The 12,311-nt window shown below is 56.7% G+C and carries 15 protein-coding genes; 5 read left to right on the top strand and 10 right to left on the bottom strand.

The genetic code is table 11. The features are described from left to right. Position 1 precedes the first annotated feature (1 nt). The 8 genes from GOV91_RS14685 to GOV91_RS14720 form a co-directional block, all read right to left on the bottom strand. Positions 2-478, bottom strand: a complete 477-nt coding sequence (locus GOV91_RS14685) for a cupin domain-containing protein (protein WP_171236062.1) — start codon at positions 476-478, stop codon at positions 2-4. 18 nt (positions 479-496) lie between these two features. Further along, positions 497-2,944, bottom strand: a complete 2,448-nt coding sequence (locus GOV91_RS14690) for an FAD-dependent oxidoreductase (RefSeq protein ID WP_171236063.1) — start codon at positions 2,942-2,944, stop codon at positions 497-499. A gap of 16 nt (positions 2,945-2,960) precedes the next feature. Beyond that, positions 2,961-3,341, bottom strand: coding sequence for a GFA family protein (locus GOV91_RS14695; protein ID WP_171095884.1), 381 nt, complete (start codon positions 3,339-3,341; stop codon positions 2,961-2,963). A 4-nt stretch (positions 3,342-3,345) separates the two neighbouring features. After that, the gene (locus GOV91_RS14700) at positions 3,346-3,969 is read right to left on the bottom strand and encodes a LysE family translocator (protein ID WP_171236064.1); all 624 of its coding nucleotides are present in this window, start codon (positions 3,967-3,969) and stop codon (positions 3,346-3,348) included. Beyond that, the gene (locus GOV91_RS14705; RefSeq protein WP_171180216.1) at positions 3,969-4,538 is read right to left on the bottom strand and encodes an XRE family transcriptional regulator; all 570 of its coding nucleotides are present in this window, start codon (positions 4,536-4,538) and stop codon (positions 3,969-3,971) included. The genes GOV91_RS14700 and GOV91_RS14705 overlap by 1 nt, the downstream gene beginning before the upstream one ends. Before the next feature lie 145 nt (positions 4,539-4,683). Further along, on the bottom strand, positions 4,684-5,226 hold the full coding sequence (locus GOV91_RS14710; RefSeq protein ID WP_171180218.1) for a GNAT family N-acetyltransferase: 543 nt from the start codon (positions 5,224-5,226) through the stop codon (positions 4,684-4,686). Positions 5,227-5,325: 99 nt separating this feature from the next. Next, the gene (locus GOV91_RS14715; protein ID WP_171180220.1) at positions 5,326-5,781 is read right to left on the bottom strand and encodes a GAF domain-containing protein; all 456 of its coding nucleotides are present in this window, start codon (positions 5,779-5,781) and stop codon (positions 5,326-5,328) included. A gap of 73 nt (positions 5,782-5,854) precedes the next feature. After that, positions 5,855-7,027, bottom strand: coding sequence for an acetyl-CoA C-acyltransferase (locus tag GOV91_RS14720; protein WP_171236065.1), 1,173 nt, complete (start codon positions 7,025-7,027; stop codon positions 5,855-5,857). A gap of 103 nt (positions 7,028-7,130) precedes the next feature. On the opposite strand from GOV91_RS14720, the gene GOV91_RS14725 reads away from it, so the two are divergent. From GOV91_RS14725 to GOV91_RS14735, 3 genes are all read left to right on the top strand, one after another. Next, positions 7,131-7,469, top strand: a complete 339-nt coding sequence (locus GOV91_RS14725) for an STAS domain-containing protein (RefSeq protein WP_171236066.1) — start codon at positions 7,131-7,133, stop codon at positions 7,467-7,469. A gap of 15 nt (positions 7,470-7,484) precedes the next feature. Beyond that, on the top strand, positions 7,485-7,940 hold the full coding sequence (locus tag GOV91_RS14730) for an ATP-binding protein (RefSeq protein WP_171236067.1): 456 nt from the start codon (positions 7,485-7,487) through the stop codon (positions 7,938-7,940). A 212-nt stretch (positions 7,941-8,152) separates the two neighbouring features. Further along, positions 8,153-9,730, top strand: coding sequence for a gamma-glutamyltransferase family protein (locus GOV91_RS14735; protein ID WP_171236068.1), 1,578 nt, complete (start codon positions 8,153-8,155; stop codon positions 9,728-9,730). A 35-nt stretch (positions 9,731-9,765) separates the two neighbouring features. Here the strand turns inward: GOV91_RS14735 and hspQ are convergent, their stop codons facing one another. Then, positions 9,766-10,092: a heat shock protein HspQ gene (gene hspQ / locus GOV91_RS14740; protein ID WP_171236069.1), complete on the bottom strand. Its 327-nt coding sequence runs from the start codon at positions 10,090-10,092 to the stop codon at positions 9,766-9,768. A gap of 80 nt (positions 10,093-10,172) precedes the next feature. Between hspQ and GOV91_RS14745 the strand changes: the two genes are divergently transcribed. Both GOV91_RS14745 and GOV91_RS14750 read left to right on the top strand, forming a co-directional pair. Then, complete coding sequence (locus GOV91_RS14745; protein WP_171236070.1) at positions 10,173-11,054, top strand: AEC family transporter; 882 nt, start codon at positions 10,173-10,175, stop codon at positions 11,052-11,054. Positions 11,055-11,115: 61 nt separating this feature from the next. Next, positions 11,116-11,697: a lytic transglycosylase gene (locus GOV91_RS14750; RefSeq protein ID WP_171180236.1), complete on the top strand. Its 582-nt coding sequence runs from the start codon at positions 11,116-11,118 to the stop codon at positions 11,695-11,697. Positions 11,698-11,713: 16 nt separating this feature from the next. Here the strand turns inward: GOV91_RS14750 and GOV91_RS14755 are convergent, their stop codons facing one another. After that, complete coding sequence (locus tag GOV91_RS14755; RefSeq protein WP_171180238.1) at positions 11,714-12,310, bottom strand: outer membrane lipoprotein carrier protein LolA; 597 nt, start codon at positions 12,308-12,310, stop codon at positions 11,714-11,716. Position 12,311: the final 1 nt, after the last annotated feature.

The raw sequence follows: 12,311 nt of genomic DNA on the forward strand, positions 1-12,311 counted from the left end.
CTCAGACCTCATCATCCGGGTGCGCGGGAACAGGCCCCATGGGAACGATATCGTACCTTGCGTTGACCTTCGCCATTTTGGCCTCATCGGCAAAGTCTGCCTCGGTCATCTTCGCGAGTTCGGCAAGGAACCCATCAAACCCTGACGGCTGAAAGATCATGAGCATTTTGGCAGGTGTATCACCTGCAACGCGGCACGCGTGCGGTACTCCGGGCGGAACGTGCATCGTGGTGCCCTGCCCGCATCGATGCCAGTCGCCGTCGACATAGAAGTCAACTTCACCTTCCAGAAAATAGAAGGTTTCGGCGTGGGTATCATGGCGATGAAGGCCAAGCGCGAAGCTGGCCTTCAGTTTGTCTTCCATGAGCGTGTATGCGCCATCTGTGTCCTGACCTGACACCTTCACGAAGGTATGGTCATTTTCCCAGTCATAGTTTGGGCCCTCGCCGGGCCCCAGTTTGGCGTATCGTTTGCTCATGGCGGTCTCCGCAAGACGTTAAGCGCGCAACCGCTCGTTCTCGGGATCCCAGAGCGGTTTATTCTGCTCTACCACAGCGCGGCACTTTTGGCCGTAGATTTCGACCTCAAGCTCGGTACCCGGGTTCGCAAGCTCAGCCTTGATCATGCCCAGCGCGATGGATTTGCCGACACGGTACCCCCATGCGCCCGACGTCGTCTCACCGACGATCTCGTCCCCCTGCCAGATGCAGGACATGTATGGCGCGTCGCAATCACCAGCCTCAACAGTCAGGGTGACGAACGACTTCTTCACGCCTTGCTGCTTTTCGCTCAGGATCGCGGCCTTGCCGGGGAAGTCCTGCGGCTTGTCCAGTTTGACGAACCGCTCCAGCCCCCCTTCGAGAAGCGAGTAATCGGTCGACAAGTCGCCCTTCCACGCGCGATAACCTTTCTCGATCCGCAGTGAGTTCAGGGCGTACATACCGAACGGCTTGGCCCCTGCACCGAGGATCGCGTCGTAGATCGCAGGCATATCCGCGTTGAGTGCGTGAACTTCCCACCCCAACTCACCAGCAAAAGAAACGCGGATCAGGTGGGCCGGTTGGCCAGCCACGGTTGCAGCCTGATGGGTCAACCAGCCCGAGGACAGATCGGCGTCGGTCAAACCCGACAGGATCTCACGCGATTTGGGGCCAGTGACGATCAGCGTGTCGCGGGTTATGGTGACGTCCTCAACCGATACGCTGGCGGGCATTGCATTCACCAGAATATCCCGGTCATGCCATTGCGCCGTTGCGGCGGTGATCATGACGAACTCATCTTCACCCAAACGCAAACAGGACATCTCCGTCAGGATGCGACCCCGGTCGTCCGAAATGTAGACCAGATTGATACGGCCCACTTTAGGCAATCCACCAGCTACTAGGCCACGCAGTGCCTCGGCAGCGCCTTCGCCTTTGACCATGAAACGCGAGAACCCTGGCAGGTCAAGCACGCCGCAATGGTCGCGCACCGCCTCGCATTCTTCTTTAATCCGCTGCTCCCACGGGCCGGAACGGCCCCAGGTATGCGTTGCCTCAAGCGTGGTGTCATCACCCGGCTGCGCGAACCAGTTGGCGCGTTCCCAACCGTTGTAAACGCCCATCACGCCGCCCAACGCTTTGACCTTGTCATGAACCGGCGACAGCTTTTTGTCACGCGCGGCAGGCCATTCGTGGTGCGGGAAGTGCATGGCGTATTCGTTGCCGTAGACTTCCATGCCTTTCTGGTTGCAATAGTCCTGATCGGTGTAATCGGTGTAGCGGCGTGGATCGACAGCCCACATATCCCATTCGGTCGCGCCATCAACGATCCATTCCGCCAGCACCTTGCCCGCGCCACCGCCCTGCGCGATGCCAAAGGTAAAGCTGTGCGCCTCAAATGCGTTTTTCACACCGGGCATCGGACCAATCAGCGGCAGGCCATCCGGCGCGTAGGGGATCGGGCCGTTGATCACCCGGCCTACGCCCGAGGTTGCCATCAGCGGCACCCGCTCCATCGCGTCAGTGACGATATCCTCGATCCGGTCGAGATCATCGTTCCAAAGCTGGAAGCTGAAATCCTCGGGCATCGGATCGTCTTCGGTCATCCAGTGGCCCTTGCAGTTAGGCTCGTAGGGACCGAGGTTGAAGCCATTCTTCTCCTGCCGCAGATAGTACGAGATATCGACGTCGCGCAGCAGCGGCAGCTTGCCGCCGTGTTCCTTCGACCATGCCTCGACCTCGGGCACCTCGTCGGTCAGCAGATATTGGTGGCTCATCACCATGGCAGGCACAGTGCGGCCGCCGAATGGCTTGAACATCTCACCCACGCGCTGCGCATAGTATCCGGCCGCGTTCACCACGTAGTCACAGACGATGTCGCCTTTGTCCGTATGTACTGTCCAGGTGCCATCGTCATGCTGCGTCACACCGGTCGCAGGACAGAAGCGGATGATCTTCTGACCCAGATCGCGCGCGCCTTTGGCCAACGCCTGCGTCAGCTGTGCCGGGTCGATGTCGCCATCGGTGGGATCGTATAAAACGCCCTCAAGGTCATGCGTCTCAAGGAACGGATAATGCTCCTTGGCCTGTTCCGGCGTCCACATCTCCATCGGGATGCCCTGATAGCGGCCCATGGACATGGCGCGTTCGAACTCTTGCATCCGCTCTTTGCTATGCGCCAGACGGATCGACCCCGAGACGTGGTAGTTCATCGGATAGTCAACTTCTTCGGCCAGGCGCGAATACAGCTCGGTCGAGTAGCGCTGCATGTTCATGATCGCCCATGAGGTCGAGAAGGTCGGCACGTTGCCCGCCGCGTGCCAAGTCGAGCCAGCAGTCAGCTCGTTCTTTTCCAGCAGAACGCAGTCGGTCCAGCCCTTTTTGGCCAGATGATAAAGGGACGAGCAGCCCACGACGCCGCCACCGATGATGACAACACGGGCTTTGGTTGGAAAATCACTCATGTGTTTTGATCCTCTGTTACTGTGCCCGCTGGGGCAGATCGTCTGAGATGTCGTAGTAGTCACCTTTGTCAGCGACAAAGATGTGCTTTGAGAGCTTCAGGCCCGTAGGTTCGCTGAGCGCACCCATGGAAATCGAAATCGTGTCTTCGGCATTGTGCTGCCAGAACAGGAAAGAGCCACATTCACTGCAAAAGCCCCGCCGCGCGGTATCTGACGCACGGAACCAACGCAGCGTGTCGCTTGCGGTAAAGCTCAGGTTGTCCTGATGGGTCGAGGTCGAGGACCAGATGTGGCCCGACTGCTTGCGACACTGGCCGCAATGGCAGGCCGAGGGCGGCGACAGCTCTCCGTCGATCGTAAACGCAACTGCGCCGCACAGGCAGGAACCAGTATGCATTAGACTACCCCCTTGCTGTGGGCGTGGAGCTGGCCCCCAGCAACACACCATAGATGATGAAACAGGTTGCCATCACGCGGCGAACCCAGATGTTGAACACAGCCCCTAGTGCCGCCTTGCCCATCAGCGCACCCAACAAGGTGAAGCCGGTATAGCTGAGCGTGGTGATGATCAGCGCGGTGGGCATGATCACCCCCATTTGCTGCCAGATCGGCACGTCAGGTTGCACGAATTGCGAAAAGGCAGCGAGGTATCCGGCCACGCTTTTAGGATTGATCGTCGCCACTGCCAGCGCGTGAAAATAGACATGCCGAGCAGGTCGTTCAGAGGCCGGCGCTGGTTTCGTAGCGTTCATCCAGCCTCGGATGCCGACCCAAATCAGGAAAGCGGCCCCCACAAGTTTGGCCACGAAGAACCCGGTCGGTGACGCGGCGATCAGTGCGGTGATGCCCAGCGCCGACAGGATCAGAAACGCGCTTGCTTGCGTCAGGATTGCCAGAACACCCAACATCGCCTTTGGGAAGGGCAAACTCATCCCGTTCGAGATACAATTGACCGCATTCGGACCCGGCGTGGTCACGAACACCACCCAAAACAGCGCGAATATGGTCCAGGCTTCAAAGCTCATCAATACACCGGCGGGGCAATGACCCAGATTGCCACTGCGTGCTCATCATAGGGGTTGGACCATTGGTAAGTTTCGTGTTTGATCCGAAAGCTGTCACCCGGGCCAACGGTAAATACGCGCGACCCGATGGTCAGATCCAACCGGCCCGAAATCATGTAGCCCACTTCCTGCGTCGGGCGATTGGCGGGCGTCTGCATCTTCGAATTGGGCTCGAACGTGGAATGCACCATTTCGAAATCATCGGTCAGATCAGGCGAAAGCAGTTCTTCGATCAAGCCTTCTTCCCCCGACCCCATAGGCCGGCGCGTGCCCGCACGAACAACATATCCCTTCTCATCAACCGGAACCGCCGCATGAGCAAACAGCATCGACATGGGTACACCAAGGCATTCAGCGATCTGTCGCAGATCCGAGATGGAAGGGTCGGACATGTCCCGTTCAACCTGGCTGAGCCAACCGACCGAACGCTCCAGCCGTGTCGCGATCTCTGTCAGGGTTAACCCACGCGCCTTGCGCAAGGCACGCAAGTCAGCACCCAATGTCGCGCTTTGTGGGGCTTGGTTGTTCACACAGACACTCCGAATCTCGTGAAATTTTTTATCCTTTTTTCACGATGAGGCAATTTAGTGAAAAATCCAAGCCTTTTTTCATGCACCCCTCATTCCGGATCGATGCGCACTCGGGCTTGCATCGCAGGTAATCTGCCTTTGGAAACTAAACAGCCGACGGCTCTGTCGGTTTACCGGTTTGGCAGACATACATCTCGGTATCTGCCGGCGCATTTTCACAAAGCAACACAAAGCCTGATTTTTGAAGAACGCGGGTGGAAGCCGGGTTATCACGTCCTACCCCGGCAACAAGGCGTGTGACCGGGCCCGGTGTCAACGCAGCGATCAGCCCATCCAAAAGCTCTGAGGCATAGCCATTGCCCCAGGCGTTTTCTGCGATCAGATAGCCGAGATGAATATTTGGGACTGCATTGAGACTTAACTCAGTAGCCAGAATCGTAAGTCCGATCAGATGACCATCTTGTCTTTGCCGCACCACCAGAACATCACTTTCAACGCAACGGGCGTCGATCCAGTGCGAAATGTCCCGATCCTGCAACTGCATGGATGGCGGCAAGCACTTCAAGACATTGGGTGTCAGCAATGTGCTGAGCTCGCTTTCGAGTTTCTGCCGCAGCAACGGGACCTGAAGTTCTTCCGTCCAATGATTGACCAAAAGGCGCGGTGTGGAGAACTGGTTTGGTGTCATGCCCGCTCCAACTCAAATTCGGCAGCTACACTGTATCAGATGCCGAGAAGAACCAAAACACAGCCACCATTGAACGAGTCTGAACCCATCCAAAAACTGCTACGCTGAAGCGAAGGTCTGTGACAGAATCGTCGACAGATTTTCCGCGTCATCGACCGAAAACGCATCCGGTTGATTGCTGTCGATGTCAAAAACCGCGATCACCTCACCCGCTGCGTTGCGAACGGGTAAAACCAACTCGGACCGAGTTGAAGAGGCGCACGCAATATGGCCGGGGAAGGCGTCGACATCCGGCACAAGCTGCACCTCACCTGTCCTTGCGGCGGCACCACAGACGCCCCGGTCAAATGGGATGACAAGGCAACCGTGCCCGCCTTGATAAGGGCCGATTTTCAACAAGCCAGGGTCAACGACCCGATAAAACCCTGTCCAGTCAAAGCGGTCATCGGAATGATGCACCTCGCACGCGACCGTGGCCATCAAAGCGACCAGATCCGTTTCGCCTTCAGTCAAGGCCGCGATTGTCTTGGTCAGGGTATCGTATTCGACTTTCATTGTTTCTTATCCATAGGGGCCGCGCGGGGGCCATGCCCCCGCACCCTCGAAATATTTGGAAAAAGATGAAGGGTCAAACGCGTTCGATTGCTATCGCTGTGCCTTCGCCGCCGCCAATACAGATTGCCGCCACGCCGCGTTTGAGGTCCCGCTTCTCCAAAGCGTTCAGCAATGTGACCATGATGCGCGCGCCCGAGGCACCAATAGGATGACCCAACGCACAGGCCCCGCCATTCACATTCACTTTGTCGCGCGGCAGACCCATCTCATGCATGAACGCCATCGGCACAACCGCGAAGGCTTCGTTAACCTCCCACAAGTCAACGTCATCCTTGCTCCAACCGATGCGGGACAAAAGTTTCTGTGCGGCCGGAACCGGCGCAGTGGTAAAAAGCCCGGGCGCTTGCGCGTGACTTGCATGACCCAGAATACGTGCGCGCACCGCCAATCCTTGCGCTTCGGCTGCTTCGGCCGAGGCCAGGACAAGCGCTGCGGCGCCATCCGAAATCGAAGAGGAGTTGGCAGCCGTCACCGTGCCGTCCTTTCGAAACGCGGGTTTCAAGGTCGGGATTTTGTCAGGGCGGGCAGATTTCGGTTGCTCATCACAGTCCTGGACAATCTCGCCCTTACGCGTGCGAACTGTGACAGGCGCAATTTCCTGATCAAAGGCCCCGTTTTCCTGTGCGGTCAGGGCATTCGACAAAGATTGCAGAGCGTACTCATCCTGCGCTTCGCGTGTGAACTGATACGCTTCGGCACAGTCTTCGGCAAAGGTGCCCATCAGACGACCTTTGTCATAGGCATCTTCCAGCCCGTCCAGGAACATATGGTCGACCACCTGACCGTGGCCAATTCGGGCGCCGCCGCGCATCTTGGGCAGCAGGTAAGGAGCATTTGTCATACTCTCCATGCCGCCAGCGACCATTGTATCCGCATGGCCCAGCGCGATCTGATCAAAGGCGACCATCGCCGCTTTCATGCCCGAGCCGCACATCTTGTTTAACGTGGTCGCAGGAACTTCTTCGCCCAAACCAGCTGCAAATCCGGCCTGCCGCGCGGGGGCTTGGCCTTGCCCCGCAGGCAAAACACATCCCATCAGAACTTCGTCGACGGTCTGGGCCCCGGCCTGGCGCAACGCAGCCCGGATTGCGTCCCCCCCCAGGTCGGCGGCGGCAACGCCATCGAACATGCCCTGAAAGCCACCCATCGGCGTTCTGGCGGCTCCTGTAATCACAACATCTTTCATCCGGGTTTTCCTCCTGCTTTCGGGTTCTTGAATACCGAATGGTAAGAATTGGCGTCTAGCGTATTTCTACGACTCATTTTTCAGTTTGGAGGGCGCCCGAGCCATGGGGCTGACCAGCACATCACACGGCCCAATACAGGTCATAACCGTGCATTCCGACCGGATCGATGCCGCGATGGCCATTCAGTTCAAGGAAGACATGCGCGCGGAAACCGAAAACGGCGCAGATCGGGTTGTGCTGGATTTGTCGGGGGTTGAGTTTATCGATTCCAGCGGTCTGGGCGCGATTGTGGCGTCGATGAAGCAACTGGGCAAAGACCGCAGGCTGGATCTGGCCGGACCGCAACCCGTGGTCCAGAAAGTCTTTCGCCTGACCCGGATGGACACCGTTTTCCGGCTGTTTGAAACACTGGACGACGCACTGTCGGACCCGGATGCGTGACCAAAGCAGGAGTGAATGGGCGTGGAGCCAATTTGTAACGAGACCTGCCTGGAACTAAGCTTCCCCGCAACAGACGCAGAAGCCAGCGCAGGTATCGCGCGGCTTAGTAGCGGTCTGGCAAATCATGGCTTGCCGCCTGATAAATCTGACGATGTGAAGATTGCATTGGCCGAAGCAATCAACAATGTGGTGGAACACGCTTACAGGGGCATTGCTCCGGCTAAGGTGCAGGTGACTTGTCGACTGGATCGGAATCGGCTGGACATCTTGATCTCGGATACCGGGCGCCCGCTGCCTGGCCTACAAATGCCGGACGGAACGCCTGCGCCGCTGGGGAAAACAACGCAAGATTTGCCGGAAGGGGGGTTTGGCTGGTTCCTGATTCACCAACTCACCAGTGACATCCAATATGAGCGCCGAGATGGGTGTAATCGGCTTTCGCTGCGGTTTAACTTCGGCAAAAGTGCGTAATCAGGCCCAATTGGTCACAATAACGCCATTTTCGAAACATTGTCGCGCCGCAAACAACCGCCATACAGTGACTCGTAGCTCAGATAGCTTCCCTCGGCGCCAATTATCACAGCCCCCACCCAGTGAACGGCGCCGAGGAACTTCTTCCCTGAAATTTCTGGACAATCCCCGATCAGTGAATAGCTTTCCCCTGTTCCAAGGAGAAAGAAACTATGCGGGATTTGCACAAACCAGGCCGGTCAGAAGTCTTTGCGACACAAGGGATGTGCGCAACCTCTCATCCGCTGGCGGCCAAAGTCGCAATCGACATTTTGGAACGGGGCGGCAACGCAATGGATGCTGCAATTGCCGGAGCGGTCCTTTTGGGAATTTGCGAACCGCAAATGACCGGACTGGGTGGCGATTGTTTTGTTCTGTTCAACCGCGCTGGAGAGAACCGGGTCCGCGCTCTGAACGGCTCGGGGCGGTCACCAGCCGGCTCGCAAGCACAGCCTTTGCGCGATCTTGGTCTGTCCTCTGTGCCACTGAACGGACCGGACTCCGTTACAATTCCGGGTGCCGTGGATGCGTTCTGCCATCTGGCAGAGGCCGAAGGCCGTTTGGGGTTGGAGGCAATCCTGTCCCCTGCAATTCACTACGCGGAAGCCGGCATTCCGGTTGCGCCCCGCGTTGCGTTTGACTGGAAGATTGGAGCTGCAACGCTGCAAGGTGCCGCGCGCGACCATTACCTGATCGATGGGCAAGCACCTGATGTCGGTCAAGTTTTTCGCGCACCTGGTCAGGCTGAAGTGTTGCGGCGCATCGCGCGCGAAGGACGCGATGCGTTTTATTCGGGCGCAATTGCCGAAGACATGATCGCTGCCGTGTCAGCGCAGGGCGGTGTGCATTCCGCTGACGACTTTCAAAACACGCAATTTACAGAAACGCAGCCCATGCGAGGGGCCTATAACGGGGTCGAACTGGTTGAGCATCCGCCAAACGGCCAAGGCGCAACTGCAATTTTGTTGCTCAATATTCTGAAACATTTTGATCTGGCCAACATGGACCCCTTTGGCGCTGAACGGGTCCATATCGAGGCTGAGGCCACCAAGTTGGCCTATGACGCGCGCAACCGGTTCGTCGCGGACCCGGACCATATGTCCAAAGCCGAGCGTTTCCTTGACCCGGACTTAGCCGCAAAACTTGCCGCGCTTATTGATCCGAAACGCGCCATGCCTTCGGCGGCTCAACTGACCGAGGCTGTTCACAAGGACACCGTGTATATAACCGTCGTAGATCGCGACCAGATGGCAGTTTCGCTGATCTATTCGATTTTCCACAGCTTTGGGTCGGGGATCGCCTCGGAAAAATACGGCATATTACTTCAGAACCGAGGCGCTGGCTTCACGCTGGAGCCGGGGCACCCGAACGAACTGGGCGGTGGCAAGCGTCCGATGCACACGATCATTCCAGGGATGCTGACCGAGAATGGCCGCATTATGATGCCATTTGGCGTGATGGGCGGAGCCTACCAGCCAACAGGCCACGCTAGATTTGTTTCAAACCTCAGGGATTTCGGTCTTGAACTGCAAGAGAGCATCAACGCCCCCCGTGCGTTTTTCGACGGATCGGTTCTGAAACTGGAACGCGGCTATCCTGTGGGTGTTGCGAAACAATTGTCGGAAATCGGACACACTATCGAAAGACCGGAAACGCCGCTTGGGGGTGCACAGTCGATCCGAATCCGCGAAGACGGTATTTTGGAGGGGGCCAGCGACCCACGCAAGGACGGTTGCGCGCTTGGCTACTGATAAACGCGCAACCACGCTCGCGTGGTTGGAGAACCTCAGTTCAGTTGGAAATGCAGTGGATATGCTCCGTCTTCGAACGGACCGAACATATTGGGGATATCAGGGTGCTCGACCGGCTCTCCAGAATAGTCCGCAACCAGATTTTGTTCTGAAACATAAGCAACATAGAAGGATTGGTCGTTCTCGGCCAGCAAGTGGTAAAACGGCTGTTCTTTCCGCGGACGACTGTCTTCGGGAATGGCCTGATACCATTCCTCGGTGTTCGAAAATTCTGGATCCACGTCAAAAATCACCCCCCGAAAAGGTTGTTTTTTGTGACGAACCACCTGGCCTAAGCCGTATTTTGCACGTGTCTTTAGCATTGTTTCAGCCCCCAAAGCATTTACTACCCGTTTCTGGCCCTAAAAGCCAATCATTGATGTGAAACTCAGGGAAACAGTCTGTGAACCTAATATTGACAGTGTTCGAAATTGCGGCGCCGGTCTTTCTGTTGGCAGGGATCGGTTTTGTCTGGGTTAAACTGGGATTCGAGTATCGTCTTCAGTTTGTTACCCGCTTTGCAATGACCCTGGCTGTCCCCAGCCTGATCTTCGTTGCCTTGATGCAGACCGAGATTCCGGGAGGCGATCTGACGCGCTTCACCGCTGCCACGATCGTCGCAAACATAATTCTGGCATTTGTGTTTTGGTGCGTCGTTCGTGTTCTGAAACTCGAACAGCGTACGTATCTTTCACCGCTGATATTCGGGAATACCGGCAATCTGGGACTGCCGCTGTGTATTTTCGCGTTTGGCCAGGCCGGCCTGGGCTATGCCGTAATTTTTCTGTCGGTGACCGCTTTGTTTTCGTTTACTTACGGCATCTACCTTGTGGCGGGCAAAGGCGCCTTTGGTCAGGTCATCCGTCAGCCCATGGTTTGGGCAACGCTTTTGGGGGCCCTGTTTTTGTGGCAGGGCTGGGAAACTCCGCTTTTTTTGACCAACACTTTGGATTTGCTAGGGCAAATGGCTGTTCCGATGATGCTCGTGACCGTTGGAGTGGCTATCGCACGCCTGACTAGTCGCAGTTTGGGTCAGGCTGTATGGCTGTCGTTTCTCAAGCTGCTGGTATGTTTCATCCTCGGCTGGGGGGTCGCCGTTGTATTTGAGTTGGATGCAATTGCCTTCGGTGTGCTGGTCTTGCAGATGTGCACCCCTGTCGCGGTAACCTCTTATCTTCTGGCGGAACGCTTCGAAGCTGACGCAGATGCCGTTGCCGGTATGGTGATGGTATCGACCGTCCTTTCCGTTGCGGCACTGCCTGCCATCCTTGCTATCGTTCTGTAACGATTGTGATTTCAAAATCGCTCAATCTGCGCTAGAATGCCCAAAAAAAGGCATGAGGCACATGAGCAGAATTCTTATCGTACTCTTCGGGGTGCTGCTTCTGGCATCCTGTGGGGGCGGCTCCAAACAGCCGCCCAGCAAATTAAATGACGCGTGCAGCATTGCGCGCGAAAAACCCGACTATATCAGGGCTTTCAAGAACACCGAACGTAAATGGGGTGTTCCCGTACACGTTCAGATGGCCACGATCTATCAGGAAAGCCGCTATCGCCACGATGCGCGCACCCCACACAGATATGTGTTGGGTGTGATCCCGATGGGGCGTCAAAGCAGCGCCTATGGCTATGGTCAGGCGTTGGATGGCACTTGGGAACAGTACCAGCGTGAAACCGGAAAACGCCGCGCCAAGCGGGATCGGATTCGCGACGCGTCGGATTTTATCGGCTGGTATATGAACAAAAGCTACGAACGTAACGGCATTCACCCAGCAGATACGCGCAATCAATACCTGGCTTATCACGAAGGCCATACCGGTTTCGCACGCGGCAGTTACAACAGCAAGTCCTGGTTGTTGAACGTTGCGAATGATGTAGACGCGCGTGCGCAGCTGTATCAGGCGCAGTTGTCAAACTGCCGGTACTGACAAAGTTTGGCTCGGGTCAGCGATTGCCTGACCCGACCCTTTTACTGTTCGAGAACAAACCCTGATCTAGGCGTCCGCCTTCAGTCAGAGCACCCAGAAGAACAGTTGTCTGTCCCCCCGCATTGTCGTGAATGACCCATTTGCGCAGTTCGACCGGGTCGTTTGTGAACATCAGCTCAATCCGTCCTGCTTCTGGGTTCTTTGGGTCTTGCGCCGTGACTACAGTGGCGGTGCCGTCAAAACTGTGCCCCACGACCATATTGGCCTGCCCCAAGTTCACATTCCGCGCCAGTACTATGGAAAGGGGTGTCCGCTTCAGCGGGTATTGCTCGGGCGGTTGATTTGATTTCGGATCGAAAATCTGAACACTACCAGAACGCGCAAGCACGACCGCACTGTTGGGTGGATCGTATTCGAACCGCATCTTGCCCGGGCGCTGCATCCACAGCTTACCGGTGCTCAGCGATCCATCGTCGTTCACTTGCGTGAAGGTCGTCTCAACCGTTTTCAATCCGTTCAGGTAATTGGAAATCTGCGACAGCGGCAGCTTATCCGCCGCCCATGCGGCAGGTGCGGCGAGTGTCAAAGCAAGGGCAAAAGCAATCTGTTTCATG

It is taken from the genome of Ruegeria sp. HKCCA6837 (genome assembly GCF_013034475.1).
Lineage (GTDB): Bacteria > Pseudomonadota > Alphaproteobacteria > Rhodobacterales > Rhodobacteraceae > Ruegeria.

Coding starts and splice junctions, on each gene's coding strand:
- GOV91_RS14685 (WP_171236062.1), bottom strand. CDS start 478: ATGAGCAAACGATACGCCAAACTGGGGCCCGGCGAGGGCCCAAACTAT.
- GOV91_RS14690 (WP_171236063.1), bottom strand. CDS start 2,944: ATGAGTGATTTTCCAACCAAAGCCCGTGTTGTCATCATCGGTGGCGGC.
- GOV91_RS14695 (WP_171095884.1), bottom strand. CDS start 3,341: ATGCATACTGGTTCCTGCCTGTGCGGCGCAGTTGCGTTTACGATCGAC.
- GOV91_RS14700 (WP_171236064.1), bottom strand. CDS start 3,969: ATGAGCTTTGAAGCCTGGACCATATTCGCGCTGTTTTGGGTGGTGTTC.
- GOV91_RS14710 (WP_171180218.1), bottom strand. CDS start 5,226: ATGACACCAAACCAGTTCTCCACACCGCGCCTTTTGGTCAATCATTGG.
- GOV91_RS14715 (WP_171180220.1), bottom strand. CDS start 5,781: ATGAAAGTCGAATACGATACCCTGACCAAGACAATCGCGGCCTTGACT.
- GOV91_RS14720 (WP_171236065.1), bottom strand. CDS start 7,027: ATGAAAGATGTTGTGATTACAGGAGCCGCCAGAACGCCGATGGGTGGC.
- GOV91_RS14725 (WP_171236066.1), top strand. CDS start 7,131: ATGGGGCTGACCAGCACATCACACGGCCCAATACAGGTCATAACCGTG.
- GOV91_RS14730 (WP_171236067.1), top strand. CDS start 7,485: ATGGGCGTGGAGCCAATTTGTAACGAGACCTGCCTGGAACTAAGCTTC.
- GOV91_RS14735 (WP_171236068.1), top strand. CDS start 8,153: ATGCGGGATTTGCACAAACCAGGCCGGTCAGAAGTCTTTGCGACACAA.
- hspQ (WP_171236069.1), bottom strand. CDS start 10,092: ATGCTAAAGACACGTGCAAAATACGGCTTAGGCCAGGTGGTTCGTCAC.
- GOV91_RS14750 (WP_171180236.1), top strand. CDS start 11,116: ATGAGCAGAATTCTTATCGTACTCTTCGGGGTGCTGCTTCTGGCATCC.
- GOV91_RS14755 (WP_171180238.1), bottom strand. CDS start 12,310: ATGAAACAGATTGCTTTTGCCCTTGCTTTGACACTCGCCGCACCTGCC.